The sequence below is a fragment of the Helicobacter marmotae genome (assembly GCF_003364255.1).
GTDB lineage: Bacteria > Campylobacterota > Campylobacteria > Campylobacterales > Helicobacteraceae > Helicobacter_C > Helicobacter_C marmotae.
This window is the reverse complement of the sequence record NZ_NXLR01000001.1, coordinates 93,101-119,225: the sequence shown is the minus strand read 5'-3', so window position 1 is coordinate 119,225 and position 26,125 is coordinate 93,101. Positions and strand designations below refer to the sequence as shown.

At 40.7% G+C, this 26,125-nt stretch carries 27 protein-coding genes, 2 tRNA genes and 1 pseudogene; 12 read left to right on the top strand and 18 right to left on the bottom strand.

Features of this window, described 5'->3' with window-relative positions; genetic code table 11:
* Nucleotides 1-129 precede the first annotated feature (129 nt).
* From tatB to CQA63_RS00520, 7 genes are all read left to right on the top strand, one after another.
* The gene (tatB, locus tag CQA63_RS00550; RefSeq protein WP_104699232.1) at nucleotides 130-591 is read left to right on the top strand and encodes a Sec-independent protein translocase protein TatB; all 462 of its coding nucleotides are present in this window, start codon (nucleotides 130-132) and stop codon (nucleotides 589-591) included.
* A complete protein-coding gene (gene tatC / locus CQA63_RS00545) occupies nucleotides 592-1,368 on the top strand; it encodes a twin-arginine translocase subunit TatC (RefSeq protein WP_104699233.1) in 777 nt (258 codons plus the stop codon).
* Entirely contained in the window at nucleotides 1,358-2,410 is a 1,053-nt protein-coding gene (gene queA, locus CQA63_RS00540; RefSeq protein WP_104699282.1) for a tRNA preQ1(34) S-adenosylmethionine ribosyltransferase-isomerase QueA, read from the top strand. The genes tatC and queA overlap by 11 nt, the downstream gene beginning before the upstream one ends.
* Nucleotides 2,407-3,003, top strand: coding sequence for a 16S rRNA (guanine(527)-N(7))-methyltransferase RsmG (gene rsmG / locus CQA63_RS00535; protein WP_104699234.1), 597 nt, complete (start codon nucleotides 2,407-2,409; stop codon nucleotides 3,001-3,003). Before queA ends, rsmG begins: the two co-directional genes overlap by 4 nt.
* Nucleotides 3,004-3,017: 14 nt before the next feature.
* Complete coding sequence (locus tag CQA63_RS00530; protein WP_104699235.1) at nucleotides 3,018-3,248, top strand: PP0621 family protein; 231 nt, start codon at nucleotides 3,018-3,020, stop codon at nucleotides 3,246-3,248.
* Nucleotides 3,245-3,667, top strand: coding sequence for a hypothetical protein (locus tag CQA63_RS00525; RefSeq protein ID WP_104699236.1), 423 nt, complete (start codon nucleotides 3,245-3,247; stop codon nucleotides 3,665-3,667). Before CQA63_RS00530 ends, CQA63_RS00525 begins: the two co-directional genes overlap by 4 nt.
* Nucleotides 3,668-3,755 (top strand) — tRNA-Ser (locus CQA63_RS00520). It abuts the gene before it with no gap.
* 66 nt (nucleotides 3,756-3,821) lie between these two features.
* Here the strand turns inward: CQA63_RS00520 and CQA63_RS00515 are convergent.
* The 11 genes and pseudogenes from CQA63_RS00515 to CQA63_RS10290 all read right to left on the bottom strand — a co-directional run bounded on the left by CQA63_RS00515 (nucleotide 3,822) and on the right by CQA63_RS10290 (nucleotide 13,597).
* A complete protein-coding gene (locus CQA63_RS00515; RefSeq protein WP_147288701.1) occupies nucleotides 3,822-4,178 on the bottom strand; it encodes a hypothetical protein in 357 nt (118 codons plus the stop codon).
* 213 nt (nucleotides 4,179-4,391) lie between these two features.
* A complete protein-coding gene (cysK, locus tag CQA63_RS00510) occupies nucleotides 4,392-5,297 on the bottom strand; it encodes a cysteine synthase A (protein WP_104699238.1) in 906 nt (301 codons plus the stop codon).
* Nucleotides 5,298-5,795: 498 nt separating this feature from the next.
* Nucleotides 5,796-6,782, bottom strand: coding sequence for a glycosyl transferase family 90 (locus CQA63_RS00505; protein ID WP_115511800.1), 987 nt, complete (start codon nucleotides 6,780-6,782; stop codon nucleotides 5,796-5,798).
* Nucleotides 6,779-7,717: a UDP-glucuronic acid decarboxylase family protein gene (locus tag CQA63_RS00500; RefSeq protein WP_104699239.1), complete on the bottom strand. Its 939-nt coding sequence runs from the start codon at nucleotides 7,715-7,717 to the stop codon at nucleotides 6,779-6,781. Before CQA63_RS00500 ends, CQA63_RS00505 begins: the two co-directional genes overlap by 4 nt.
* An 18-nt stretch (nucleotides 7,718-7,735) precedes the next feature.
* On the bottom strand, nucleotides 7,736-8,785 hold the full coding sequence (locus CQA63_RS00495) for a hypothetical protein (RefSeq protein WP_104699240.1): 1,050 nt from the start codon (nucleotides 8,783-8,785) through the stop codon (nucleotides 7,736-7,738).
* Nucleotides 8,754-9,371, bottom strand: coding sequence for a glycosyltransferase family 39 protein (locus tag CQA63_RS00490; RefSeq protein WP_104699241.1), 618 nt, complete (start codon nucleotides 9,369-9,371; stop codon nucleotides 8,754-8,756). The genes CQA63_RS00495 and CQA63_RS00490 overlap by 32 nt, the downstream gene beginning before the upstream one ends.
* Nucleotides 9,352-10,626 carry a hypothetical protein gene (locus CQA63_RS00485; protein ID WP_104699242.1) on the bottom strand — a complete coding sequence of 425 codons (1,275 nt, stop codon included), beginning with the start codon at nucleotides 10,624-10,626 and terminating at the stop codon, nucleotides 9,352-9,354. The genes CQA63_RS00490 and CQA63_RS00485 overlap by 20 nt, the downstream gene beginning before the upstream one ends.
* Before the next feature lie 52 nt (nucleotides 10,627-10,678).
* The gene (locus CQA63_RS00480; protein ID WP_104699243.1) at nucleotides 10,679-11,092 is read right to left on the bottom strand and encodes a hypothetical protein; all 414 of its coding nucleotides are present in this window, start codon (nucleotides 11,090-11,092) and stop codon (nucleotides 10,679-10,681) included.
* On the bottom strand, nucleotides 11,076-12,503 hold the full coding sequence (locus tag CQA63_RS00475) for an FAD-dependent oxidoreductase (RefSeq protein WP_104699244.1): 1,428 nt from the start codon (nucleotides 12,501-12,503) through the stop codon (nucleotides 11,076-11,078). The genes CQA63_RS00480 and CQA63_RS00475 overlap by 17 nt, the downstream gene beginning before the upstream one ends.
* A 10-nt stretch (nucleotides 12,504-12,513) precedes the next feature.
* Nucleotides 12,514-13,311 (bottom strand): annotated as a pseudogene (gene galE / locus CQA63_RS00470) (UDP-glucose 4-epimerase GalE); the annotation flags it as partial.
* Nucleotides 13,312-13,387: 76 nt separating this feature from the next.
* Complete coding sequence (locus CQA63_RS10290; protein ID WP_233706538.1) at nucleotides 13,388-13,597, bottom strand: NAD-dependent epimerase/dehydratase family protein; 210 nt, start codon at nucleotides 13,595-13,597, stop codon at nucleotides 13,388-13,390.
* Nucleotides 13,598-14,096: 499 nt separating this feature from the next.
* Here CQA63_RS10290 and CQA63_RS00465 point away from each other — a divergent pair, with 499 nt between their 5' ends.
* Both CQA63_RS00465 and purB read left to right on the top strand, forming a co-directional pair.
* Complete coding sequence (locus CQA63_RS00465) at nucleotides 14,097-15,185, top strand: type I restriction enzyme HsdR N-terminal domain-containing protein (protein ID WP_104699245.1); 1,089 nt, start codon at nucleotides 14,097-14,099, stop codon at nucleotides 15,183-15,185.
* 75 nt (nucleotides 15,186-15,260) lie between these two features.
* Entirely contained in the window at nucleotides 15,261-16,592 is a 1,332-nt protein-coding gene (purB, locus tag CQA63_RS00460; RefSeq protein ID WP_104699246.1) for an adenylosuccinate lyase, read from the top strand.
* Nucleotides 16,593-16,743: 151 nt separating this feature from the next.
* Here the strand turns inward: purB and CQA63_RS09355 are convergent, their stop codons facing one another.
* The 4 genes from CQA63_RS09355 to CQA63_RS00440 all read right to left on the bottom strand — a co-directional run bounded on the left by CQA63_RS09355 (nucleotide 16,744) and on the right by CQA63_RS00440 (nucleotide 21,095).
* Complete coding sequence (locus CQA63_RS09355) at nucleotides 16,744-16,941, bottom strand: hypothetical protein (protein WP_147288700.1); 198 nt, start codon at nucleotides 16,939-16,941, stop codon at nucleotides 16,744-16,746.
* 223 nt (nucleotides 16,942-17,164) lie between these two features.
* A complete protein-coding gene (locus CQA63_RS00450) occupies nucleotides 17,165-17,938 on the bottom strand; it encodes an ABC transporter ATP-binding protein (RefSeq protein WP_104699248.1) in 774 nt (257 codons plus the stop codon).
* Nucleotides 17,935-18,942 (bottom strand): FecCD family ABC transporter permease, encoded by a 1,008-nt coding sequence (locus tag CQA63_RS00445; RefSeq protein WP_104699249.1) that lies wholly within the window; start codon nucleotides 18,940-18,942, stop codon nucleotides 17,935-17,937. The genes CQA63_RS00450 and CQA63_RS00445 overlap by 4 nt, the downstream gene beginning before the upstream one ends.
* Nucleotides 18,942-21,095, bottom strand: a complete 2,154-nt coding sequence (locus CQA63_RS00440) for a TonB-dependent receptor (protein ID WP_104699250.1) — start codon at nucleotides 21,093-21,095, stop codon at nucleotides 18,942-18,944. The genes CQA63_RS00445 and CQA63_RS00440 overlap by 1 nt, the downstream gene beginning before the upstream one ends.
* 114 nt (nucleotides 21,096-21,209) lie before the next feature.
* On the opposite strand from CQA63_RS00440, the gene CQA63_RS00435 reads away from it, so the two are divergent.
* Nucleotides 21,210-22,733: a hypothetical protein gene (locus CQA63_RS00435; RefSeq protein WP_233706539.1), complete on the top strand. Its 1,524-nt coding sequence runs from the start codon at nucleotides 21,210-21,212 to the stop codon at nucleotides 22,731-22,733.
* Nucleotides 22,730-23,731 carry an ABC transporter substrate-binding protein gene (locus CQA63_RS00430; protein WP_104699251.1) on the top strand — a complete coding sequence of 334 codons (1,002 nt, stop codon included), beginning with the start codon at nucleotides 22,730-22,732 and terminating at the stop codon, nucleotides 23,729-23,731. Before CQA63_RS00435 ends, CQA63_RS00430 begins: the two co-directional genes overlap by 4 nt.
* 12 nt (nucleotides 23,732-23,743) lie before the next feature.
* Here the strand turns inward: CQA63_RS00430 and CQA63_RS09350 are convergent, their stop codons facing one another.
* Both CQA63_RS09350 and CQA63_RS00425 read right to left on the bottom strand, forming a co-directional pair.
* Nucleotides 23,744-24,061 carry a hypothetical protein gene (locus tag CQA63_RS09350; RefSeq protein WP_147288699.1) on the bottom strand — a complete coding sequence of 106 codons (318 nt, stop codon included), beginning with the start codon at nucleotides 24,059-24,061 and terminating at the stop codon, nucleotides 23,744-23,746.
* Nucleotides 24,045-24,665 (bottom strand): HAD family hydrolase, encoded by a 621-nt coding sequence (locus tag CQA63_RS00425; protein ID WP_104699252.1) that lies wholly within the window; start codon nucleotides 24,663-24,665, stop codon nucleotides 24,045-24,047. The genes CQA63_RS09350 and CQA63_RS00425 overlap by 17 nt, the downstream gene beginning before the upstream one ends.
* Before the next feature lie 155 nt (nucleotides 24,666-24,820).
* Here CQA63_RS00425 and CQA63_RS00420 point away from each other — a divergent pair.
* Nucleotides 24,821-24,897: transfer RNA gene (locus tag CQA63_RS00420), tRNA-Arg, on the top strand.
* A 71-nt stretch (nucleotides 24,898-24,968) separates the two neighbouring features.
* Here the strand turns inward: CQA63_RS00420 and ftsZ are convergent.
* On the bottom strand, nucleotides 24,969-26,123 hold the full coding sequence (ftsZ, locus tag CQA63_RS00415; RefSeq protein ID WP_104699253.1) for a cell division protein FtsZ: 1,155 nt from the start codon (nucleotides 26,121-26,123) through the stop codon (nucleotides 24,969-24,971).
* Nucleotides 26,124-26,125 lie beyond the last annotated feature (2 nt).

The following is a 26,125-nucleotide window of genomic DNA, read 5'->3' as shown; positions in this document are numbered from 1 at the left end:
TTCCTTGATGCTAAAAGCTTGTAAAATTACTAAGTTATTATAGAATCTTGCTTTATCGCTTATATCATCAGCATTCAAGCTTATTTTTACAAGGTAGTCCATGAAGTTAATCCATAGAGAAGGTACTTAATGTTTGGCGTAGGTATTTTTGAGATTTTAATTATTCTCATTGTGGCAATTATCGCTCTAGGTCCAGATAAACTTCCACAAGCTATTGTTGATGTTGTTAAATTCTTTCGTGCGGTAAAAAAAACGATGTTAGAGGCAAAAGATAGCTTTGATAAAGAGCTCCAACTCTCGGAGATTAAGCAAGAAGCCCTTAAATATAAGCATACCATTGAGAGTGAAGTCGATAAAATCACCAAAGATATAAAGCTTGATGAATTGCGCCAAATCAGCGTAGATTCTATAAGCAAACCTTTAGACGAAGAGAAAAAGAGCATTGATGAGGCGACACAAGCATTGCAATCTTCACTCCAATCCCTCAACACAGAGCTAAGCTATGAAAGCCCAAATGCTGCTGCTTCTTTACCCGATACGAAAGCCTCTGCTCAAAGCCAAGAGGGCAAAGTAGGCAACAAGGATAGCTAAATGCTTGAAGATTTAAAGCCACATATACAGGAACTCCGCAAAAGACTGCTTATTAGCATTGCGGTGTTGTTTGTCGCTTTTGGGGTGTGTTTTTCCTTTTGGGAGGAGATTTTTGCATTTATCAAAATGCCTCTTGTCTCTGTGCTGGGGAGTGAGGTGCGCGGTAAGTTTATTGCTTCTGGTATGATAGAGGGGATATTTATAGCTATGAAGTCTGCGCTCTTTGCAGCATTAGTGATTTCTGTGCCTGTGATTTTTTGGCAGGTGTGGATTTTTGTCGCCCCGGGTTTGTATAAACATGAAAAAAAGGTGGTGGTTCCTTTTGTGTTTTTTGGCACGATGATGTTTTTTATAGGTGTGGTGTTTTCTTATTATACGGTGCTGCCATTTTTGATTAAAAATGTTTTGCTTTTTGGGAATAATCAATTTGAAGCCTATATCACAGCGGAGAATTATTTTAGGTTTTTTATACGTTTAGTCATTGGCTTTGGGATTGCTTTTGAGCTGCCTGTGCTCTGCTACTTTTTGGGCAAAGTAGGGCTTATTACCGATAAAAGCTTAAAAGACTTTTTCAAATATGCTATTGTGCTTATTTTTATCATAGCTGCCATTATAGCCCCGCCTGATGTGATTTCACAAATCTTACTTGCAATTCCTCTTACTATCCTCTATGGCATATCTATCCTCGTGCTTAAATGGACCAACCCCGCCCCTATACTTATAGAAGAGCTAGAAGAAGCAAATAAAGATGATAGCAAAGGGCAAAATGAAGCATAAATATATGGAATATGACTTTATGCTAGATGGCTATAACTATACCTTACCATCCTCTGCTATTGCTAATCACCCCGCCAACCCTAGAGAGAGTGCGAAACTCCTTGTATATGAGCGAGAGAGTGGGCGCATTACTCATAGTGATTTTTATCATTTTTGTGATTTTATCCCCAAAGAAACGCTTGTGGTACTCAATAACACAAAGGTTATCAAAGCAAGGCTATATGCCCATAAACTCACAAATCTTCAAAAATCCCAAAAGCTTTATGAAATATTTTTCCACAAAATGCTAGAAGATTCCCTCTATTTAGTGCAAATAAGAGGGAGGGTCAAAAATGGCGATAGATTTATCTTAGGTGATGATATTTGCATTGAGCTAAAAGAATGCGTTGATGGCGGTATGCGTAAAGTATGCTTTATAAAAGAGGGGAAATTACTTAAGGGCGAAGATGTATTAGAGGTGCTAGAACATTATGGGCATATGCCTATCCCTCCTTATATCAAACGTCCAAGTATGGAATCTGATACATATTTTTATCAAAGTGTTTTTGCCAAAAATGCTGGCTCTGTAGCTGCTCCAACGGCTTCCTTGCACTTTAGCACTCAAAGCTTAGAGATGCTAGAGCAACATTTTCAAACCTGCTTTGTTACGCTCCATATAGGAGCGGGGACATTTATTGGCGTAGAGAAGCCAGATATTCGCGACCACATTATTCATACAGAATCTTACTCCCTCTCCCCCCAAAGCGCCCAAAGCATAGAACAAGCCAAAAAGGTGCTTTGCATAGGGAGCACAAGTGCTAGATGTGTAGAGTACTATATGCGCCATAAAACCCTAAGCGGAGAATGCGATATATTTCTCTACCCCGGAGTAGCGCTTAAGCGCGTGGATTATCTTTTAACCAATTTTCATCTCCCTAAAAGCACTTTGCTTATGCTTGTAAGTGCGATGATAGGGAGGGAGAAATGCCTAGAACTCTACGAGCTTGCCCTCAAAGAAAACTATCGATTTTATTCTTATGGTGATGGGATGCTTATACTATGATACATTTACAAGAACGACTAGACAATGCGCGTATTATGCTGCCCAAAATATGCTATGAGCATTTTGCTACCTATGGTGAAGAGCTCTTAGCGTGGAATAAGATTCACAATCTCACGGGGGCAAGCGGGATGGATTCTATATTAGAGAATATTTTTGACTCCCTTTATCCGCTAAGGTTTGTTGATGACTTCCAATCATGTATGGACATAGGCTCAGGCGGGGGATTCCCGGCTATTCCTTTAGCTATTGCTAGACCCAAAAGTTCCTTTGTGCTTATAGAGCCAAGGGGGAAGAGGGCATCTTTTTTGCAAAATATTGCCATTACTTTAGGGCTAGAGAATATTCAAGTTAAAGCCCTAAATATTCAAAATGTGCCTATAAGTGAGGTTAATAATATCGACCTTATCACCTCACGTGCCCTTATGGACGCAAAATCCCTTATGCTCCTCTCACGCAAATTTTTAAAAAGTAATGGATATTTTCTTTTCTATAAGGGGACAAATTTTAGAAAAGAAATGCCAAGTATGAGCGTAGAAGAGTGCTTTGTGCGTGAAAATCGCATATATTATTACAAACATAATCGCGACATATAACATAAGGAGGAGAGATGAAAGTTTTGATTATACTTTTTGCCCTAGCTGTGCTTGCTTTTATTATCACGCGTCCATTGATACGTCAAAGCATAAAAAGACAAAAAAGAGGACAAGAAGGTATAGAGGGTATAGAAGAGATGTATCCATGTGCGCATTGTGGGACTTATGTAGCAAAAAGTGAGGCTTTGCTCGCCAATGGAGCTTGCTACTGCTCTAAGGAATGTTTAAAAAAGGCATTCAAATGATTATTATAGGGCATAAGGCAATTGCATATAGTAGCTTTGTCAAAATTACAAGTATAGATGAAATAAGTAGCACCAATCAGTCTTGTATTGTGTGGTTTGATAGTAGCACTTTTACCCAAGAAGAGGGTTTAGAGCTCGCCAAACATTGCTGCGAGTATGAGGTGAGATATGCGGTGATGATATATACTTTGAGTGATTTATTGCTTTATGCCGCACTTTTGCCACAATATCTCATTATCCCTAAAAGCGTACAACATAAAGCGAAGCAATATCAAGCGATCATAGAGCATTATTTGCTTGATTGTAAGCTTTTATGTGTGATTAAATCCAATGCGCAGTTAGCCAAAATCGCTCAAATGGGTATAGATGGGGTGATTTTTAAGCAAGTTTTAGATAATATCCCCTCCTTGCAACACTAAAGAGAGGTGTCCGAGTGGTTGAAGGAGCACGCCTGGAACGCGTGTAAAGTGCAAGCTTTCGAGGGTTCGAATCCCTTCCTCTCTGCCATAGTTTTTCTCTCAAATCTGTTATTTTTCTCTGTTTTGAATAGATGTTTCTTTCTCACGCTCAAAATTATGAAGATTTCCTAACACATACAGGAGTAGGCGAGATAATTACCCTAAATCCCCATCCCTTATGGAAAAGAAAAATGGAATCACTAGAAAGGCAGCCATTTTTGTCATTCCAAGCATTGTGAGGAAACTCAGCCCGAATTACCAGCGACTCCGTTATTTTGTCATTCTGAGGCTTTGCAAAAGCCGAAGAATCTCTCTTGGCGACTAGTGATTCCTTTAGAGATTCTTCGCTTCGCTCAGAATGACAAACTAATTTCCTTTTCAGGTGTTTATTGTGTGTGGGTTTCCCTTGCGGGTAGCTAAGTTTGTCATTCTGAGGGAGTGGTAATGACCGAAGAATCTCTGTCCAAGTCACTAGTCGTGCTTTTTGGTGTTTTTGAAAGCAATTCTCCGCTTCCACTTCGTGCTCCCAAAGACATGGCAAAATGGCGGATTTTCTAGTGAATCAAGAAAGGTTTTTGCTTTCTTATGCAAGCAAAGACATGACAACTTGGCTATTTACTCGATGAGTTTCATTGTCATCTCTAGTGCTATTGCCTGCTTTCTTATAATAAAAGCAGGCATACAACTAAAGGGTATTGAATAAATCTGTGGAGAGATAACGTTCTGCGGTGTCATTAAGCATAGTTAAGACTTTGGCATTTGGATTGGCTTGTGCAATTTTTAGCGCGACAGATACGTTTGCCCCACTGCTTATGCCCACCATAATGCCTAGCTTACCAAGTCTCTGTGCCATAGCTATAGAAGCTTCGTTTTCAGCTAACTCAATGCTATCAATCACTTCTCTATTGAGAATCTTAGGAATGAAATTTGCCCCTATGCCTTGTATCTTATGCCCAGCCGCCTCACCTTTACTTAAAAGCGGTGAAGCAGCAGGCTCTACGCCAATAATCTTAATGGATGGGATTTTGTCTTTTAAGACTTCACCCACACCGCTAATTGTCCCTCCTGTGCCAAAGCCAGCGACAAAGTAATCCAATTTCCCCTCAAAGCTCTCATAAATTTCAATGGCTGTGGTTTGTTTGTGCATCTTAACATTAGCAGGATTTTCAAACTGACTTGGCATAAAGGCATTTGGAGTGGATTTTAAAATTTCTTCTGCCCTCTCAAAAGCCCCCCTCATACCCCCACTTGCAGGAGTGAGCACAAGCTCTGCCCCAAAGAATTGCATCATTTTCCTCCGTTCTATACTCATTGACTCCGGCATAGTAATGATAATCTTAAGCCCCAAACTCGCACAAATCATCGCTAAGGAAATCCCCATATTTCCGCTTGTGCATTCCACAATCGTGCTGTGTTTATTAATCTTACCACTCTCTAATGCCTCTTTTATCATCGCGTATGCAGGGCGGTCTTTCACCGAATGGCTAGGATTGAGAAACTCGCACTTGCCATAAAGGTTTGGCGCTATTGCATGGAGATGTAAAATAGGCGTATTGCCAATAATGTCTGTAATATCAGAAGCAATCTTCATCATTTATCCTTTTTGTGAAATTTGCGTAACGCATTGACTTAAAAAGTCAAGTTTCACTTTACAAATGAAAGAAAAATAAATGATAAACTTTACTTGTTTAGCTTATTTTGTAAGTTGATAAAAGGGGGCTTACCCGCAAGGGAAGCCCATACATAATAAACACCTGCAAAGGAAATTAGTTTGTCATTCCAAGCATTGTGAGGAAACTTCGCCCGAATCACCAGCGACTCCGTTATTTTGTCATTCTGAGGGAGCACAAGGTGCGACCGAAGAATCTCTGTCCGAATCACTAGTCGCTAAAAGAGATTCTTCGCCTACTAAAGGAGGCACTTGAGATGACAAACTAAGTTCCTTTTATGGAATCCTAATAGCCCTAGCTTTACTTCTTTAGAGTTCCCAAACCGCGAAGTATTTGCCAAACTTTGCCTCCCGTGCCCAAAGCCTTAAAAGCTATGCAATGAAGTGTTAAAAACTCTCAAGGCTCCATAATAAGAGGGCTTATATCCGCAATCTCTCTAGCTGTCCCGTATAGTAAAAGTACTTCTCAAGCACTAAAAGGGATATGATAGATTCTCTTTGTGGGTTAAGAAATTGCTCTATATACTCATGGGCATTAGCGATAATGGCTTTTGCCTCATTGGGGTGGGTGATAAAATATTCTAGCCTCTCCTCTAGGTCTGAATAATCACTTGCTATCTTGGCATAATGCACATTGGCTATAAGTTTGCCCTCCATAAACCATGTTTCAAATTTGGGCTCTGGCATAATCGGCAGAGAATTTGAGCTCATCACCCATTTAAGGTTGCTGGCTACATCATTACCCTCTAAGGAGAGAAGAAATTTATAGGGTAAGTGTTTGGCAATACCGATTTTTGGCTTTTGCCACTCTTTATGCACGCTTTTACTTCCGGTATGTCCTAAATCACAAAGCGGGTGATTGAAGTAGCGTTCAAAAAACTTCACACGATGAGGTTGGTAAATCCCCCCGCGATAAAAAAGCAGATTTTGCTTCTCTTCAAAACTATAGGGGTCTTTAATAAAAGTAAAATGCCGCACTTTTTCAAGATTTAGCAAAGTTGAGTTGGCATAAGAAATGTCTTTATCCCCCCCCCCAGCAGAATCTAGCGACATCTGGGCTTTAATCGGGCGGGATTTAGTGATAGAGGGTTTAGGGCAGATATAATTTATATCACCAAATGCAAAATGCGCCCTAAAATGTTGAGGGAAGTAGCGCGCATATTCATAGGTATCAAAGAAATACACACTTTTTTTACGAGTGAAGCGTAAGAAGTCTAAGCTTTTTGCCTCACTATCAAGTTTGACTTGCTTCTCTAGCTGACAATAATAATCTACACGCTCTTTGATATAGCTAATATCTGCTCTATCCTGCACATTATGGAGAATCTTCTCGCGGTTTTTGGGTAAGAATATACTTAGGCTACGTGCAATGCCTTTGAGATTATAGAGAAGATAGTTGTTTTTCATATAAGATTCTTAAAATAAGCGATAGTTTGCTTTAAACCCGTTTCAAGCTCGATAGTAGGCTGCCATTTGAGCTCCTTTTTAGCTAAGCTAATATCTGGCTGCCTTTGCTTTGGGTCATCTTGAGGGAGGGGGCAAAATATGAGTTTAGATTTTGATTGCGTGAGCTCTAGCACGAGGTTGGCTAATTCAAGCATACTAAATTCTTTGGGGTTGCCTATATTTACAGGTCCATAGAATCCATCTCTGCTTTCCATAAGTCTTATCATACCCTCGATTAAGTCAGACACATAGCAAAAGCTGCGCGTTTGCTTGCCCTCTCCATAAATGGTAATATCTTCTCCCTTTAGGGCTTGGATAATGAAATTACTTACCACGCGCCCATCATTTGGGTGCATACGCGGTCCATATGTGTTAAAAATTCTCATCACTTTTATATTGAGATTATGCTGCCTTTGATAGTCAAAAAAGAGTGTTTCTGCACATCGCTTGCCCTCATCATAGCACGCCCTAATGCCGATAGGATTCACAGAGCCTTTGTAGGATTCTCTCTGAGGGTGTATCTCTGGGTCGCCATAGACTTCGCTTGTGCTTGCTTGCAAGATTTTAGCCTTTACTCTTTTAGCCAGCCCTAGCATATTGATAGCCCCCATTACGGAAGTTTTGGTGGTTTGCACAGGGTCAAATTGATAATGCACAGGAGAAGCAGGGCAGGCGAGATTGTAGATTTCATCAACTTCCACATATAGCGGGAAAGTTACATCATGGCGCATAAATTCAAAGCGCGGGTTAGAGAGGAGGTGGGCGATATTTGCCTTTGTGCCTGTGAAGAGATTATCCACGCAGAGCACTTCATTATTGCCTTCTAGTAGTCTTTCACATAAATGCGAGCCTAAGAATCCAGCTCCTCCTGTTACCAATATTTTTTTGCTTACCATGACTTTCCTTTGTGTGAATTAAGGTGTAGCATTATAGCTAAAATTCACTCTATATAGTCCTAGTGTTGCATTTTGGGCGACTTTGTGTAGGTGCTTTTGGTATAAAAGATAAATATATTTCTCCTCTTCTCTTATTAGCATATATTGCACATTTTGCATAAAGGCTAGGGCGCAAGATTCTATCTCTAGGCAGGATTGGTGTTGGTAGAGGGCTAGGCGATCGGTCATAAGATAGAGAATTTTAGGCTGGAAAAAGGCGATAATGTCATCTTCTCTAGTGTGCTCTTTGATGATGCGATACATCTCTAGGGCTTCTTTACTATAGACATCTTGGTGGAATTGGGCTTTAGCGCGCACATTGGGGATTATTTCTTTAAGGTCATAATATATAAAGATACATAGAGTTAAGATAAAGCTTATTTTGCATATTTGGCGTATTGTTGATTGAAGCGAAGAATCTTTGTTAGCAAGCAGTGATTGGTTTAGGGACTCTTCGGGCATAAAGCCCTTAGAATGACAAGTTGCCTCACTGGTGGTTTCTCTTTTGCCCAAAAGTGCGTGAAATCCTAAAAGTGTGTAATACACACAAAAAGGGAGCAAAACAAAGACAAATCGAAGCCCTTGCGTAAAGGGCCAGATGACATTGAGCGCAAAAACACTTGCACAAAATACCATAATCCCAAAATGTTTGTAGAAGTTTTGATATATCCCATAGCAGCAAAATGGCGCACTTAAGACTAGAGCAGCACTTGCAAGCAGGGGGAAGAAATCTTGGAAGATATTGCCATAATAAAACACATTGCCTAAAATACTTTTCACACTTAATGCCTCTAAACCCATGCTTGGGTGCCCTGCCCCGCCATTAGGGAGATATACATTCATTAAGCTATAACCGCAGATAAACACAACCATAGGCAGCACTTGCGCCCATAAAGGAGGCTGCAAGAGTGGAATCTTATAAAATCTATGTGCTAGGAGTTTAGAAATATAAAGAGAGAGGAGAATCGCACAAAAACTAAGGGGAAGGAGAATGCCATTAGAGCGGATAAGAAAGGCTACAATAAACACCGCACCTAAACTTAAGGCTGCTATAATTTGCTTTAATAATGTAGGCTTGAAACGCCCTGCGGGGGGGGGGCATAAAATATTTTTGTAAAAGAATCGCTCCTAAAAAGCCTACACACATAAAGGGTACATCACTTAAGAGGCGATTATGAAAATGCACAAAATACGGACTACACACAAAGAGCAAAGCCCCATAAATGGCAAGTTTGCGCTCCATTGTATTCTTGCAAAAGATATAAAATCCTCCCACAAAGCAGGCAAAGAAAATGAGGTTGATATATTTTAGGCTTAAGATATGCAAGCCAAAAACCTTTATGCCTAAGCTTAAAAGGAGCGGATACCCCCAAGGATAGATGATAGGACCCATTCCATCATAGGAGTTAAGCGTCATAAAAGCACTTTTTTCAATAAATTCGCTAATGCGCCCCTCATTTAAGGCAATGGCTTGCAAGAGGTATTGGGCAAAGTCGCCATTCCCTCCGTCTTCTCCACTCCAAGTTTGCCCATCGTGGAGATTGAGCGCACCTAAGATAAAGGCACTTAGGGCTAAAGTAAGTGCGATAAGAAAGTCAAGTTTGTGTTTTTGCATATTTTTCCTTATAAGTGAGGTAGAGGCTGTGAGCGGGGATATACATTAGGCTAGCCACAAAGCCAAGATAGTAAAGCACAAAGCAAAAATGCGTATGCACATAACTATGGGCTTTCCCAAAGATAAACCAGCTAAGTGCAGGGAGATAAAAGCACACTAAAAGTGCGATATAAAAGCTCTTATAGGATGTATTTTGCTCTTTTAAAATCACAAATACACAAAGGGGAAGGAGGTATTTTATGGGTTGGAAGTTAAGATATGTTTTAATCACATTAAATATGCTTGCATTGAGAGATTCTATAATCAGCGGATGAGTGAAATTCTCCCCCTTGCCTCCTATCATTCTGCGTAAAAAATCACGCTCATAAATATCCTTTAGCCCTAAGAGGAAATCCCCGCCCCCACGGATATATGTATGATATATAAATACACAAGCAAAGCCTAAAATACTAGCAAGCAAAAGGAGGAGAAATGCTAAAATACTCTTTTTAAGAGGGAGTATCTTCATGCTCGGGCAGTGAGTGTTTTTATTTAAAAGGCTATAGAGAGCGGCGATTAAAAAGGGTGAAAGTGAAAATGCCACTATGCTTGTGATAAATTCATAACTCAAACTTGCACGTAATGCCACACAGAAGCCATATCCTAGAAATAATGCCATGAGTTTCCCTCTTACTTTCTCCTTATCCCCCCCCCCGCTCATTGTGGAGAAAAGCACGAGATAAAGGCTAAAGGCACAAATAGAGGGGAGAATAAAGCTCGTAAAGGAAAAGTATAGAGAGGTATTAAATTTGATTACCCAAGGAGCAAAAAGCGAGCAGGCAAAGACCACACCAAAGCCAAGAGAGAAGATTCTTGCTATAAGCACAAGGAGCAGACTTAGAGCTGCTGCGTTTAAAAGGGCATTGATAGCATAAAGGGGTTTTAGAGTATCAAAAAATGGAGATAGGGCTTGATAAATAGCAGCATATATAAAGCCCTGCAAACCAATAGTTGAGGTATAGTGCGAAAAGGAGTGAGGTGTAATATTTTTATCTAAAATTTCAAAAGCCCCCGCCCCATAGGTGTGCTCTACACCATCTGCACTAACAAAGCTTAGCCCATAGCCTGCTAAATCATAGCCATATTTTTGGGCTAAAATCGTAGCGGGGATATGGCTCTCTACATCGATAAACACACCCCTAAAAGAGTTCGCATAAAAGAGCGCGCAAAATACCACAAAGAGCGCGAAAATACATTTGTCATAGGTTTTATACATTTTTACCCCTTGAGTGTTGGTTTATGATTGTGTGCAAGAAGCCATAACAAGGCTAAAGAATCTCCCTTTGGATTGCTAGCAAATGCTGTCCTTTTGTCATATCTTTTGTCTTCAGCCCTGAAGAATTGCTGTTGGCGACTAGTGATTCTTTTGAAGAGTCTCTAGTAGATAAAAGAGATTCTTCGGTCAGGCTACGCCTTCCCTCGTGATGCCAAAATGACGGATTCTTTAGTGATTCCCTTAGAGATTCTTCGCAATGCTTAGAATGACAAGTTAAGAACGTCTCCAGTGTTTCTCTTAAAGAGTCTTTAGCAGACAAGAGCAATTCTTCGCCTTTACTTCGCGCTCCCCCAAGAGCTAACAAAACTTTGTTGCCACTTAGAGTTTCTTGCTTACTCAAGGCATAGTAGCTTATATAGGCTGCATTGCTGGCTTTATTTGTAGTGCCATTATTGATTGCTCCCATGCGTTATGCCCTCCGTTTTATCTTCTGCCTTGCCCTCTTGGTAGTCATAATCTGTGTTGATATGCCATAAATCTACATTTTTCCCTAAGATTTTCTCTGCACATTTTAGCCCCATAAGTATGCTATGGTCTTGGTTATTGTATTTAAAGCTCCCATTGCGCCCGATGAAATAGCAATTTTCAAAACTTTCTAGGGCTTGATAGATTTTATGCAAGTCTTCTTTATAGCCACTTGTATAGACGGGATAGCTTTTGTGTAATCTTTTGACATACGCGCGCTTTAGGGCTTGAGGGCTAGCTATGAGTTTGGAATCTAGCAAATCTTGCTTTGCTATATGAATGAGGGCTTTATCTTCTAGCTTATAGATGGCTTCATCATCATTTGCCCAATATTCAAGGCATAAAATCGCCTCATTTTTGCCACATCTAAGCCCCGCACTCCAATTTGCAAAATTAGTAATCCTGCCTGTTTTGGCATTAGGACTATGTACATAAATCCAATTATCCTCAAATTTAGCTTGCTTTGCCTCTACCTCGATATAGACTAAAATCGTATTGCGAAATTTGAGCTTACTTGCTAGGGCTTTAATCTCTGGCTCTAGCTCATCTAAAGAGCATACCATTTCATCAAAAGGCGCGCTTGAGATGATAATATCCCCCTCAACAATGCCCTTATTGGTGAGGAGTGCCTTTGCCTTTTTATTGTGTGTTTGTATGCCCTTCACTTGAGTGTTTGTGTGTATCTTGCCTCCTAGCGCGATAATAGCTTGTGCCATATTTTCATACACGACCCCGCAGCCCTTGCTTGGGTAGCTAAACTCATCAACTAAAGTTTTGTGTTTTTCACCGCCACCGCTTAAAAAGGCACTTTTGATTGCCTCATAGAGATTTAAGCCCTTAATTCTCTGTGCGGCAAAATCGCTATCTAGCTCGCTGCACGCTATCCCCCAGAGCTTTTCTGTGTAGGATTTGAAAAATATGCTATAGAGCCTATAGCCAAAGGCATTTGCTACCCAAGATTCAAAGCTATTGCCCTTAAAGGGGGCTATTTTAGCCCTTAAATAGCTTAGCACGCAAAGCCCGGAGTTTATAAAGCCTAGCTTAAAAAGCGCATCAAAACCACGCAAAGGATAGTAGAAAAATTTATGATTATAAAAGATACGTGTTAAGCGCGATATGCGCTCATATTCGCCATTTGTGTGCTTATGCCAAAAGTCATTTAAATGCTTATCTTTACTAAAGAATCTATGCGGTCCTAAATCCACGATTTGCTCAAATATGTTGAAAGATTTGCTCATACCCCCTACGCAATGCTCACTCTCAAATATCTCCACACTATAGCCCTCTTGGGCTAAGATTCTCCCCGCACTTAGCCCCGCAGGACCAGCCCCGATGATTAAAACCTTTTTCATCTTATCTCCTTTAGTATCTTGGGTTTGTATGCCATCTCAAGGCAGTTTGGATAATATTTTCTAGGTTAAAATGCGCCCTCCAGCCTAAAATCTCCCGCGCCCTCTCACTACTTCCTATTAAAACCGCAGGGTCGCCCTCTCTTTTGGGCTTTATGCTGTAGTTGAGTTTGGTATGGGCATATTTTTCTATAGCTTTTATGACTTCAAACACAGAGTAGCCTTGATTATTGCTGAGATTAAAGGCTTGATTTGCCCCGCCATTTAAGCAATAAGAGAGTGCTAAAATATGGGCTGCACCTAAATCATCTATATGGATATAATCGCGCACGCAACTGCCATCTTTGGTATCCAAATTGCCCCCATAGACTTCAAAGCCCTCCCTTTGCTTTAGCGCACTTTGTATGATTATGGGGATAAGATGTGTCTCTGGATGGTGAGATTCCCCAAGGTTAAATAGATTACTAGCCCCTGCGGCATTAAAATAACGCAAAGCACAAAAACGTAATCCATAAGCATGGGCAAAATCTTTTAGCATTTGCTCAATGACAAGCTTTGTGTAACCATAAGGATTAATGGGATTTTGGGGGTGGAGCTCATTTATAGGGAGGCTAAGGGGGTTGCCATAAGTGGCACAAGTGGAGCTAAAGATAATGTTTTTACAATTCCCCTTAAGCATAGCTTGGAGGAGATTTAATGTGGAGGTGATGTTATTTTCATAATACTTAGCGGGGTTTGCTACACTCTCGCCCACATACGCAGAGGCAGCAAAATGCAGCACACAAGAGATATTGTAGGTAGAGAAGATTTGTTTTAGGGTATTTGTATCACTTAAAGAGGCTTGGACAAAGGTCGTATTGGCACAAGATTGCGCACAAAGATTGTATTTATCCCCCCCCCCCGTTAAAAATTCGCTCTAAGTGGCTTAAAAATGTGAGTGCGAGGGGAGAGATGGTATCTAGCGGGGCGAATTCAAGTGCGGCTTTATGCCCGAGGCTAAGATTATCTAGCACGATGGTTTTTATATTCAAGGTATTAAGGAGGGCATTTGTAACCGAGCCAATATAGCCGGCACCTCCTGTGATAAGGATTGTCATTATACTCCTTGTTGGATAAGTTTTACTTAGGGCTTAAGCCCAAGTATTTTTATCAAGTATTTTTATAAGGAACTAATAGCGATTCTACCTTATGATTCTGAACTTTTCCTAAGAGGGCAGAAGAGGGGGCAAAACATCTCCACTAGAATCAGTAAATGCTGTATTTTGCTATCACAAACCCCCGCTAATCTCTTTTAGAAATTAACGACTTTCTGTTTGTTATGTCTTTGGCAAAGCCGAAGAATTGCTGTTATTTTTCTAGTAGCTCGTTTAGGAATGTTTCGGGCATAAAGCCATCAATATGACAAAATGGCAGATTTTCTAGTAGTTTTTACAATCGATTCTTTGTCCTTGCTAGGGCTGACAAAATTTCCCTTGCTTTGAATTTGGTTTTAACATTATGGGGGCTTAATTTAAGCGCGATACCTTACAATGTTTAGAATTTAAGTTAGCTTAAGCTAAAATCCTGCCACTAAGCACTACACAAAGGGAAATAGCGATGATTGATTTTACACTTTTAGAAAATGAAGATTTTAAGGAAGATTCCGTGCGGGAGGTTATCATCACGCCGCTTTTAAGCGCTCTTAGCTTTAAGGAGAGAAATTCAAAAAGCCCCTTTGAAATAGCCAGAAGCCCTAAACTTACAAGCCCCACGATTCTAGGAAGTAATACAAAAACCACTCTCTCAAGCTATCCTGATTATGTTTTATATTTGCACAATAAGCCTCATTGTGTGTTAGACGCAAAAGCCCCGAGTGTTGATATAAATTCTTCAAGTAAGGCTGAAGCACAAGCCTTTTATTATGCGATTAATGCTGAAGTTAAAGCCCCATTTTATGCACTTTGTAATGGTAAGAGTTTCACACTTTTTGAAACCAATGGTCGGAGTTTATTAGCAGAATTTTTATGTGAAGAGCTTTTTAGCAATGACTTTGATAATACACATTTTGCACTTTTGAAGCAATATCTCACTACTTTCATAGAATCTTTACGACAGGCTTTAAGTGGAGATTCTAAAAAGCCTAAAAAAAGTGATGAGTGGTATTTAAACAGGGAATTGCCTAAGCCAATCTTAAATCCTAAAAAACAAGCCAAAGAGCATTTGGGAGATGATGTTATCGCCCTTGTGCTTAATCACGCGGAAGCTTTGATAGCTAGAGACAATGGAGTGAGCTTAGAGGAAATCCATAATGAAATCGCTATTAAGGGCTTGGAGTTAGGCTTTTTACATCAATTAGGCAAGGATTATGCAGATTTAACGCCTTTAATTAACATACATTTTGACCTTGATGAAGAGAGCGGGAAATATCATATCAAAAAAGGGCAGAAATTTAAAAGCCACGCTATCCCTTTGGAGCTAAGGACAAGGTATTTTCTGCTCTCCTATTTGCGTGGGGCAAAAAGACAGGGCAAAAAGGCTTATTTTGATGATATATGTCTTGAAATAATTCCATTACTTAAAAATGGCGTAAGTCCAAGTAAGGATTTTATAAGAGAAATTTTAAGCGAAATTGCTACCCCCAATAAAGAAACGGGTGAATGGAAACTCAAAGACAAGAAAGGCATACAGGGGAGTTTTGACTTATGATGAGCGAAGAAGAATTAATGAAGAAGAATGAATTAGGCTAAACAAAATTTTAGAATCCAAAACAAAGGAGCAAAAATGGTAGAGCGATATGCACGTGAGGAGATGAAACAACTTTGGGATATGAATGCCAAGTATTCTGCGTGGCTAGAAGTGGAAAAGGCACTGGTGAAAGGCTGGAATCGCTTAGGGCTAATCCCAGATAGCGATTGTGAGAAGATTTGTAAAAATGCGCGCTTTGACATTGCGCGTATTGATGAAATTGAGGCAGTTACAAAGCATGATTTAATCGCCTTTACCACCAGTGTAGCTGAATCTTTAGGTGAAGAATCGCGCTGGGTGCATTATGGCATTACTTCAAGTGATTGTATCGATACGGCTGTGGCATTACAAATGCGAGATTCGCTAAAAATCATCATTGAAGATGTGAGGCTTTTAACCCAAGCCATTAAAAAGCGCGCTTATGAGCATAAGGATACGCTAATGGTCGGGCGCAGTCATGGCATACACGGAGAGCCCATTACCTTTGGGCTTGTGTGTGCGATTTGGTATGATGAGCTTTGCAGGCATATAAAGGCTTTGGAATCAACACTAGAGGTCGTAAGTGTGGGGCAGCTAAGTGGCGCAATGGGGAATCTCGCCCATACGCCACTAGAGCTAGAAGAGCTTGTGTGCGAGAGTTTGGGGCTTAAGGCGGCAAAGGTCAGTAATCAGGTGATTCAACGTGATAGATATGCAAGGCTAATGAGTGATTTAGCGCTTCTTGCAAGCTCTTGTGAGAAAATTGCTGTGGCGATTCGGCATTTGCAGCGCACAGAAGTATATGAGGCAGAAGAATACTTTGAGAGTGGGCAGAAAGGCAGCTCTGCTATGCCCCATAAGCGTAACCCGGTGTTAAGTGAGAATATCACAGGGCTTTGTAGAATCATTCGCTCCTATGCCCTGCCTGCTATGGAGAATGTCGCCCTTTGGCATGAGAGGGATATTAGCCACTCAAGTGTCGAGCGATTTATCTTGCCTGATAGCTTTATCACTACAGATTTTATGCTTCATCGCCTTAAGGGCTTGGTGGAAAAGCTTGTGGTATATCCTAAAAATATGATGAAAAATCTTAATCTTACCGGTGGATTGGTGTTTTCTCAAAGAATCTTGCTTGAGCTCCCTAAAAAGGGCATAAGCCGCGAAGATTCCTATAAAATCGTGCAAAGAAATGCGATGAGGGTATGGGAAGATTTGCAAGAGGGCAAGCCAGCGGTGAATGAAAAGGGCGAGAGTTTGTATTTGCAATATTTGCTGAGTGATACTGAACTTGTGGGCTTAATTGGAGAAGCGGCGATTAAAGAGTGCTTTGAGTTTAGCTATTATACAAAGAATGTCGGGGCGATCTTTCAAAGGGTTTTTGGCGAGTAGGGGAGTGCTTCTATGGGGCTAAACTTGCTTGTCTTAGCCCCCGCTAGGAGCTGAAGAATTGCTTTTAAAATTATTAACGACTTTCTGTTTGTCATGTCTTTGGCAAAGCCGAAGAATTGCTGTTGGCGACTAGTGATTGGTTTGTGAATTCTTAGGTCAGGCTTTGCCTTCCCTCGTGATGCCAAAATGGCTGCCTTTCTAGTGATTCCTTTAAAGAGTCTTTAGCTGATAATGGAGATGTTTTGGGCATAAAGCCCTCAACATAACAAAATGGGTTAGAGTGACAAAACAAACAATTGTCATTCTGAGGGCGGGCGTAGCCCAACCGAAGAATCTCTAAAGGAATCACTAGTCGCCAACAGAGATTCTTCGGCTTTTGTAAAGCCTCAGAATGACAAAATAATTTCCCTTGCGGGTAGCCAAGTTTGTCATTCTGAAGGAGTGAAACGACTGAAGAATTGCTTTTGAAATCTTTTAGGGATTCTTCGGGCTGTGCCTACTAGAGCTGATAAAATAACCTCCTTTACAGGTTGAGTTGAGGGGGCAAGTGTAGTTTATCGCTAGGCTAAAGGCTAGATTCTTAGCATATATTGCTCATTTTGTGATTTTTGTGAATCTATGCTTACCGGGACTTTATAGAGCTCACTTAGGCTTTGGCTATTTAGCATATCTATTTTTGTGCCAAAGAGGGCGTTAGTTTGCGTGTGGTGTGGCTCTAGCTTGTGGAGTAAGAGCACTTTGTGCGAGAGATAGGCGGCGTGGTTAGGGAAGTGGGTATTAAGAATAATGCTGCATTCTTTTAAGGATTTTAGGCATTCAAGGATAGTCTTTTGATTAAAGAAATCTAAATTTGATTCTGGCTCATCGAGGATAAGGATTTGCGGCTCTTTGACTAAAGCGCGTGCAAACATTACCATTTGCAGCTCTCCGCCGCTTAAACTCGCACAATTTTTATGCTCTAAATGCAGAAGATTAAGCCACTCTAAAGTCTCCCTTGCTTTTAAATAATGCGTTTTACTTGGCTTAAAATTGACAAAGGCATTTAAGCCCAAAGCTACCATATCAAGCACCTTGAAATCAAACGCCAAACCCTTACTTTGAGGCACATAGGAGAGAATCTGCCATAATTGCTTGTGAGAATAGCAAGAGATGGGCTTATCTTGCAAGCGCACTTCCCCACTTTGGGGCTTTAAAAACCCAATTAAGCATTTTAAGAGTGTAGTTTTCCCCGCGCCATTGCAGCCTAGAATGCTTAATACCTCTCCTTTTTGTAGCGTAAAACTAATATTTTTTAGAATCTGCCTTTTTTGAGCACTATAAAAATTAAGATTATTGACACAAATCATACTCTGCCTACCTTTTTACGCAAGATGTAGATAAAAATAGGTGCACCTACAAGGGACGTGAGGATAGAAATAGGGATTTGCTCAGAAGAGATTGTACGTGATAGGGTATCAATACCCATAAGAAACAAAGCGCCAAAAAATGCACTTAGCGGGATAAGCTTTGAATTCTCATTCCCTACTAAAAGCCGTGCGATATGAGGCACAAGCAGCCCCACCCAGCCAATGACCCCGCATATACTTACACTGCAGGCGACAATAAGCGTGCTTGCAAAGATAAGGCTAAAGCGCAACAGCGGGAGATTTGCCCCTAGAGATTTTGCCTCATCATCTTGCAGGCTTAGGATATTTAGCTTCCAAGAGAGTATAAAAATAATGCCACTGCCTAGCATTATGCCAAGCAAGCTATAAGCTACATGAGATTCTAAACTTATATCAAGTGAGCCTAAAAGCCAATACGTGATAGTAGGGAGGGTATCTTGAGGGTCGGCTATGTATTTAAGTATGCCAAGCAAGCTTGAAAATAGCGCGCTTATGATGATACCGCTTAGAATCATCGTGGTGGTTTCATAAGGGATAAGCTTGTTATACCCTAAAGCCACTACGAGTATCAAAGAGCAGATTCCAAAAGCAAAGCCAATAATACCAATAAAAGCGACATCTAAGCCTAAAAGTAAAGCTAAGCACGCCCCAAAGCCCGCAGCATTGGTAACGCCTAAAATATCAGGGCTAGCTAAAGGATTGCGAAAGAGACTTTGAAATGCCCCGCCCGCTAGGCTTAAGCCCGCCCCTACAATAATGGCTAAAATCACACGTGGCAAGCGAAAGTTAAAGATAATATTATGATGAATATCTTCTCCCTCCCCTAAAAGGGTGCTCATAACATCACTCATACTGATAAAGTAGCGCCCAAGGCTTAGACAAAGAAGCGCACACAAAAGGAGGGCAAGTCCTCCTAGTGTGTATAAACTTACAAGCAATAATCCGGGCTTTTTAAGCCATTGCATTAATAATTCCACACATATTTAATGAATACATTTCTACCGGGCTCAACTAAGGGGTTAGTAAGTGCCCTATCCCTTGAGATATTTTCTACCACTACGGGGTTTCGCCCAACTACATCAAAGCAATTATTGATGCCAGCTAAGAGCTCCATATTGGCTAAATCTGCCCTAAATCCCCCTAGCTTAAGTCCTAAGAGAATATCTGTCATAGTATAAGCTGTGGTTTTTCGCTCTTCACTCTCATCTATGCGCGTTTTTGCCCCATAAGCTCTTTGCTTGAGGTTGAAGTAAAATTTACGGGCATTGTATTGTAAGGTGATTTGCCCATAAAGTGGGGCGAGATAGGCAAGGGGCTTTTTGTCTGTGAGATTCTGCCCATAGTTATATGCACCCGCATAGACAAGGGTTAATCTATCATCTAAAAAGCTATGCCTGCCCTCTAGCTCTGCACCTGCGATTTGGGCTTTACCTATATTTTCATAGCGATATAAGCCATTTGTCGTGGTGATAGTGGCATTTTGATAGGAGCTTAAGGCTAGCATATCAGTATAGTGGGTATAGAATCCTATAAGAGACATAAAGTGATTTTCGCTTTGGAATCTAAAGCCAAATTCCACACTTTGGGAGTATTCGGGCTTGATGAGTGGATTTGCTATGGTAAGCGTGGAGCTCCCGCTTGGCGTGGTTTGCATACGCGAGCTAGCAGCGGGGGCTTTGAAATTATGGCTTATATTAATGACATTGCTTATATAGTCATTTAAGAATAATACAGAGCCTAAAGCCCCAGTAATGGCGCCATTGTGGATAATGCTATGCTCATCTAAGAGTTTTGCAGATTCTATGGCGATTGCTTGATCGTTAGCGATATTTGATATTTCTGTGGTGGATTTGCTTTTAGATATGGTGGTTAGCACATAATCCCCTCTTAATGAAGCAGAGAGTAGCCAAGAGGGGAGGGCTTGGAAATCATCTTTAATAAAAAGTGCAAAGTCTGTGCTCGTAGAGGGGCGATTGGTGGTGTTAGTCGCGTTATTTGTAAGATTAATTTGCCGCACTTTTGTAGGAGAGATAGCACTCTCAAACTCCGCTCCATATACGAGATTATGCGATCCTAAGAGGCTATAGTAAATAAGCCTCCCGCCAAAGTAGTTATTATCAAAGACTTCTTGGTGGATATTGGCATTATTAAAGGCAGAGCGGTTATTCCAAATATCTGTATCCCAATGGCGATAATACAAATATGCCTCCATAGAATCTGCAAAGCCTAAATCTAAAACTTTAGCCCCCGCTCTTAAGTAATACTCGGCTATAGGGTCTTCACTCATATAGATTCCATAGCTTGAGCCCGGAGCCGCTCCCAAGCCCCCTGCGCGATGAGATTCTACCCTAGTGGCTCGCCCTTGAGTGTAGTAGCGCACATTATTATGGCTATAGCCGATGTTAAAATCTAGCCCATAGTAGTTAAATGATGAGTTTTTCGCCTTTTTGGAGCCATTTTCTTTCAATGGGGTTGTGTAATCACTAGCGGTTTTTGCGCTTAAGCCTATAAGCATATCCCAGCCGCCCCCTCCGCCTAATACTTCTAGCCTGCCGCCAAAGAGATTATTCACACTGCCATATTCTAATGCCCGAATCCTCGCTGTGGCTTTGAAAGATTCACCTTGGAGATTGTAGTGTGAAGTGCGGGAGCGGAAGTTGATAACGCCATTTTGCGCATCACTCCCCCAGAGTGAGCTTGCTGCCCCGCGTAAGACTTCTACACTCTCAAAAGCATAGGGATCAAAGGTATTAAACTCTAAAGTGCTGCGTCCAGAATAGCGCACACCATCGATCATTACAATAGAACGTTGGGCATTGCTATTTTGCCCTCTAAAGGTGATTTGCCCATTAATGCCCCCAGAGCGTGAATACACAATGCCCGGGACAGATTCTAAAACACTTTGGATATTACCCGTGCTACTTTTGAGTAAAGCCTCTTCGTTGATGATACTAATTTGCGTGCTTTGCAATTCTAGCGGGAGCTCGCTCATTGCCGCTTGGGCTTTGATAACAGATTTTTGAAGTTTCACTTCTTGCATATCTTGCGTTGGCTCAGATTCTGCCAATAGAGGCAGATGAATTGCAAGAAGTGCAATATAACTTAAATGGTATTTCATAACAGAACCTTTCTTATTAAAATTTAAAAATAGGAATAACTATTGTATTAAAAAAAAAAAACGATACAATAGCTTTTTCAAAGATTAATAAAAATAAGAATATAAGGAGCAAAGATGAGTAAAAGTGAAGTAGGCAAGTGTATGGAAGAATCGATGGGAGAGATAGGAGAAGTAAATAGTCGTTTAGAGAACCTTTATCAATATGAAAAACTCCAAGATTTTGGCAAGATTGCTTATATTGAAAGCGGGCTTTTAGGTATGAATAGCATAGGGGATAACTTTTTGTATAGAAACATCTTAACCCATGTGGATTTATATGAGGAATTTCATAAACTTGATTTAAGACAATTTAGCGCCATAGTGCTGCCTATGGGTATAGATGAGTATTATCTCTCTTTTTTCAAAAATAAGATTTTGCATTATTTAAATGCTGGAGGCGTGCTACTCTCTTTTATGAGCGATTTTATGCGTATTTTGCCCTTTAGTAGCGGCTATATCCAAAGCCAAACCCCCATAAGGGAGCGTGTGGTGAGATTTGCTAAAAGCAAGGCAGCAGAAGAGATTTTTCAAGGCGTGAGCGAATATGATATAAATCATCGGCGCGGGGTCAAAGGGTTTTTTAACCGCGGATATTTTGATATGAGTGCCTTTCCCCATACGTTTGAGCCTTTATTAGAAGATAGCGATGGGCAATGTGTGGGCTATATTGATAGAATCTCCACTGCGGGCATTATCTTAAGTGCGGCAAATGCGGATTTGCTAGGTTTTGGGCTTTTTGATAACACAACAGCTAGAAAAATGGGATTAAATTGCTTAAAATGGCTTGAGGGCGAGCTTTTGGAGAAAGATTATAAGACTTTAAGAATGAATGCTCCTGCATATAAGATTATGCAAAAGCCCAATTTAGCCCCTTGCGGGTTTTTAGACTTTAGGGCAAATAAAAGTAGCCAACATCTCTCAAACCCCAAGCTTAAAAATGCCATAATCACCGGTGGTAGTGCCTTTCACGCGCATTTTTTTAGCAATAAAAATGCCAAATATGCTAACTTTTTCTCCCATAGGGCGCATTTTTTACACATAGGGGATATGGATTTTAATACATTTGATTACATCACTTTAAGCTCGCGCTTAAATGTGAAATACCTCTTAGCGCATAAGCAAAAATTTGTAGATTATCTCAATAATGGCGGGCATATTGTGTCTTTTGGCGAAGTGAGGGGGGATTATCTGCCTAATATTATTTGGAAAGATTATCCCGTGAATTTCTGGTGGTGGTTAATACCCGGGGCAAATATGCCTCTTTATGCCCTAGAGAATGGGCAAAAATGCACAGAGCGCACTTCAAGCGGGCTTTTTAGTAAGATTCCCACTTCTGTGGCAAAGTGGCATTACCATGGGGCGTTTTACCCGCCTAAAAACGCACAAAGTATTTTAGTCAATGAGCTTGATGAGAGTATTATCTATAAGGATAATAATTTTAAAGGCAATTTGTATATTACTTCTTTAGATCCGGAGTTTCACTTAGGGCAGGGCTTTATGCCAACTACTGAACCATTTTTTGATGCGTTTATGGCTTGGGTGGAAGAGGATTGCTTTAAAGATTCTTTGAAGGATTCTTTCAAAGAGGAGGGTAAATGAGGGGTGTTAAAATTTTTATTTTCATCTGCATTGTGCTAGGAGGGCAAATAGTAGCAAATGAACACCAAAAGCCTAAAAATATAGTGATTGCTGGGGGTATGTGGCCCCTGCCATCTTTAATTATGCTTTTAGAGGGGGGTACAAGCTCTCTTACATATATCCCTAAAGCAAGTAAAAATGCACTCAAAGCGAGCTTTATGTATGAGCTTTTCCCTGAAATTGCTGCATTAGCATCTGGTGAAAATGAAAATATTGAAGAGCTTTTAAAGCTAAAGCCGGATTTATTTATCTGCCATAGTGCTAACCTCAAGCTCTGCCAGCAAATGAAAAAAACGCATATCCCCACGATAGAAATGAGTGTGAATACATGGGATTATAATTCTTATGAGACGCTTCAAGGCTGGCTTGAGGTGATAGCCCCGATTTTAGGTAAAGAATCTAGGGCAAGGGCATTTTTGAGATTTACTAAAAGTGTGGAAGAGGATATAGCCAAAGAAGTAGCCACGCAGGAAAGTAAGCCACGAGCGATGATTATACATTTTGCTGAAAGTGAAAAGTCTTTTATGTGTGGAGGGATTTTTGCGGATTATCTTTTAGAAAAAAGCGGGGCAGAGAATGTGATAGAGAGTAAGAGTATCGCTAAAGTGAGCTTGGAGGAAATCTATAGGCTTAATCCCGATATTATTTATATCAATAATTTTAACACGCTTATGCCCGAAGATATTTTGAACTCTCCACTCTGGGGGGTAGTGAAGGCTGTGCAAGATAAAAGGGTGTATAAATTCCCGCTAGGGAGCTACCGCCCATTTGCTCCTAGCCTTGATTTGCCCATTTTGCTTACTTGGCTCTATACGCATAATCACCCAAAAAGTTCAAAGGATATAAATCTTATTAACTTTGCTCAAAATTTTTATAAGCAATATTTTGATATTTCTCTTAGCTTCGAGCAGGCTAGGGGGATATTTAATCCCAAAAAAGAGGCAGGGCTAGTGAAGTGAAGTTATTAAGTCTTATGGAGCATAAAGTGGGGGGCGAAGAATCTCTCTTTGAATCACTGATGATTCTCCATTTTTGTCATGTCTAGAGGGAGAGAATCGACCCGAAAAATTCACGCGGGCGACTAGTGATTCCTTTAGAGATTCTTCGGTTGGGCTACGCCCGCCCTCAGAATGACAAAGTAACTGCCTTTCTAGTGATTCCCTTAGAGATTCTTCACTCCCTAGCAGGGGTTGGTGATGACAAAGTGGCAAATTTCCTAAAAGCTTTAGGTGTAACAAAATAGGCGGTTTATTGCATTCAAGCAACAAACTTTTAAGCTTGAGATTCAATGAGTTGAAGGAGGCTTTTTGCGTTATTAAATTCATTTGGCTTTGAAGGGGTTTGCCCCCATTTAGCGTGCAAATAGGGAATCTTAGCATTTTTAGCAGCGCCCTCATCTTTAGCTCCATTGCCTACAAAAATACTTTTAGCATAAGGGGCTTTTTGCAAAATAATATCTATCATCATCGGGCTTGGCTTAGATTGTATATTGGGAGCTGAGCCTATGATAAAGTCAAAAAAGTGAGCGATTTTGTGGGCAGAGAGAATGGGGAGCAATTCATCATCTGGTGCATTAGAGGCAATGGCTAGGAAGTAATTTCGGCTTTTGCATTCATCTAAAAGCCATATCACATCATCAAAAAGTTTAGAATCTTCTCTATAGGCTTTATGAAAATATGGCTCAAACCCAACCTTATAGCTAGGGTGGGCAAAACTATCAAGTTCATAAAAAATCTTAGGGCAGGAAAGGGTGGGCGTGTGCAAAACGTATTTAATATAGTCGTTTTCTAATGGAGGGAGTTGCTTATCTTTGCGGATTTCATTAATAGCTCTACATATCGCATTTTCACTATCAATCAGTGTGCCATCCATATCAAAGATGATATTTTGCATATTTGTCCTTTGGAGTGAGTTTATACATTGCAATTTTACTTTGTTATATCTTTACTCTCAAGGCTCCATAAAAGGGAGGTAAAATCTCTAACTTGTTTGAGCGGTGGGTATAAAGTGAGTTTTAAGGATTTTTGGCTAGAATGCTGTCTTTATTTGTGCTCGTAGCTCAGCTGAATAGAGCAACAGGTTGCGGTCCTGTAGGTCGGGGGTTTGAATCCCTCCGAGCACGCCATACCCCGTCCATATCCCCTAATGTATCTTTGGAAATCAAAGCCTAAATTTTATAATAAATCTCAAGCTCTTTTAGTCTCTTGCAGCACGTAGATATGCAGGCACATCAAGCTCATTATCAAATAAGCCATGCTCTTCTTTGAAACTTGAAGAAACAACGCGGAATTGTGTATTGAAATTTTGCATAGCTTCATTTTGTGATGTTGCTGGAGTGAGCTTATTTTCCTCATTTTGAGGTGCTACAAGCTCCTTTTCAAATCCTGTAGCAATGACTGTGACGCGTATATAATCTTGCGGGAGTTCAGGGTTTTCATCTATGCCTTGAATAATATCTGCGCCTTCTTCTGCGAGCTCTTCTATCGTTTTTAGTGCTTCAGCAAGCAGAGGCATAGGGTAATTTGGGTGAGCCTCATAATATACAATCACGCCCTTTGCGCCTTGAATGGAGATGTTATCAAGTAAGGGAGATTCTATAGCTAACTGCATAGCCCTAACTGCGGCATACTCACCTGTTTCCTCGCCAATACCCATAAGAGCTAAGCCTTTATAGCTCATAACCGTTTTCACATCAGCAAGATCCACATTCATACCGCGGCTATGTTTTAATATCATATTAGACATACCATTTACCGCTCTAGCAAGCACTTCATCAACGATTTCTAGCGATTCTCTATGCCCTTTTGTTGGAGGAATGATAGAGAGCAATCTCTCATTGGGAATTACTACAATGCAATCACTCTCTGCTTTGAGTTTTTGCAAGCCATCTTCTGCAAGTTTCGCACGTTTCTTGCCCTCTGATTTAAATGGCTTTGTTACCACAGCAATGGTAAGGGCGCCTATCTCTCTAGCGGCTTTGGCAACCACTGGTGCAGCTCCCGTGCCTGTACCGCCCCCAAGTCCAGCAGAAACAAACACCACATTTGAACCGCTCAAAGCCTTTTTAATCTCTTCATATGTCTCTAGTGCAGCTTCTTCCCCTACTTCAGGTCTCATACCTGCGCCAAATCCCCCTGTGAGCTTCGCTCCAAGAATCATTCGAGTTTCAGCCTTTGCTGCTTGTAAATCCTGCATATCTGTATTTGCCGCAACAAGTCGCACTGATTTATGTGGGGTTGTCCCTGCTAGATGACTTATCATATGTGAGCCACCACCACCTACGCCAATAACCGTAATCACCACTCCTCTGACACTTGGCTGAACTTCTTGAATATCTATGACATTTTCCATAT

Coding starts and splice junctions, on each gene's coding strand:
- CQA63_RS00490 (WP_104699241.1), bottom strand. CDS start 9,371: ATGCAAAAACACAAACTTGACTTTCTTATCGCACTTACTTTAGCCCTA.
- CQA63_RS00435 (WP_233706539.1), top strand. CDS start 21,210: ATGAGTAAAAGTGAAGTAGGCAAGTGTATGGAAGAATCGATGGGAGAG.
- CQA63_RS00430 (WP_104699251.1), top strand. CDS start 22,730: ATGAGGGGTGTTAAAATTTTTATTTTCATCTGCATTGTGCTAGGAGGG.
- cysK (WP_104699238.1), bottom strand. CDS start 5,297: ATGAAGATTGCTTCTGATATTACAGACATTATTGGCAATACGCCTATT.
- CQA63_RS00465 (WP_104699245.1), top strand. CDS start 14,097: ATGATTGATTTTACACTTTTAGAAAATGAAGATTTTAAGGAAGATTCC.
- CQA63_RS00530 (WP_104699235.1), top strand. CDS start 3,018: ATGAAAGTTTTGATTATACTTTTTGCCCTAGCTGTGCTTGCTTTTATT.
- ftsZ (WP_104699253.1), bottom strand. CDS start 26,123: ATGGAAAATGTCATAGATATTCAAGAAGTTCAGCCAAGTGTCAGAGGA.
- tatC (WP_104699233.1), top strand. CDS start 592: ATGCTTGAAGATTTAAAGCCACATATACAGGAACTCCGCAAAAGACTG.
- CQA63_RS00500 (WP_104699239.1), bottom strand. CDS start 7,717: ATGGTAAGCAAAAAAATATTGGTAACAGGAGGAGCTGGATTCTTAGGC.
- purB (WP_104699246.1), top strand. CDS start 15,261: ATGGTAGAGCGATATGCACGTGAGGAGATGAAACAACTTTGGGATATG.
- CQA63_RS00450 (WP_104699248.1), bottom strand. CDS start 17,938: ATGATTTGTGTCAATAATCTTAATTTTTATAGTGCTCAAAAAAGGCAG.
- CQA63_RS00440 (WP_104699250.1), bottom strand. CDS start 21,095: ATGAAATACCATTTAAGTTATATTGCACTTCTTGCAATTCATCTGCCT.
- CQA63_RS00505 (WP_115511800.1), bottom strand. CDS start 6,782: ATGAAAAACAACTATCTTCTCTATAATCTCAAAGGCATTGCACGTAGC.
- rsmG (WP_104699234.1), top strand. CDS start 2,407: ATGATACATTTACAAGAACGACTAGACAATGCGCGTATTATGCTGCCC.
- CQA63_RS00525 (WP_104699236.1), top strand. CDS start 3,245: ATGATTATTATAGGGCATAAGGCAATTGCATATAGTAGCTTTGTCAAA.
- CQA63_RS00475 (WP_104699244.1), bottom strand. CDS start 12,503: ATGAAAAAGGTTTTAATCATCGGGGCTGGTCCTGCGGGGCTAAGTGCG.
- CQA63_RS10290 (WP_233706538.1), bottom strand. CDS start 13,597: ATGACAATCCTTATCACAGGAGGTGCCGGCTATATTGGCTCGGTTACA.
- CQA63_RS00445 (WP_104699249.1), bottom strand. CDS start 18,942: ATGCAATGGCTTAAAAAGCCCGGATTATTGCTTGTAAGTTTATACACA.
- CQA63_RS00485 (WP_104699242.1), bottom strand. CDS start 10,626: ATGTATAAAACCTATGACAAATGTATTTTCGCGCTCTTTGTGGTATTT.
- CQA63_RS00480 (WP_104699243.1), bottom strand. CDS start 11,092: ATGGGAGCAATCAATAATGGCACTACAAATAAAGCCAGCAATGCAGCC.
- queA (WP_104699282.1), top strand. CDS start 1,358: ATGAAGCATAAATATATGGAATATGACTTTATGCTAGATGGCTATAAC.
- tatB (WP_104699232.1), top strand. CDS start 130: ATGTTTGGCGTAGGTATTTTTGAGATTTTAATTATTCTCATTGTGGCA.
- CQA63_RS00425 (WP_104699252.1), bottom strand. CDS start 24,665: ATGCAAAATATCATCTTTGATATGGATGGCACACTGATTGATAGTGAA.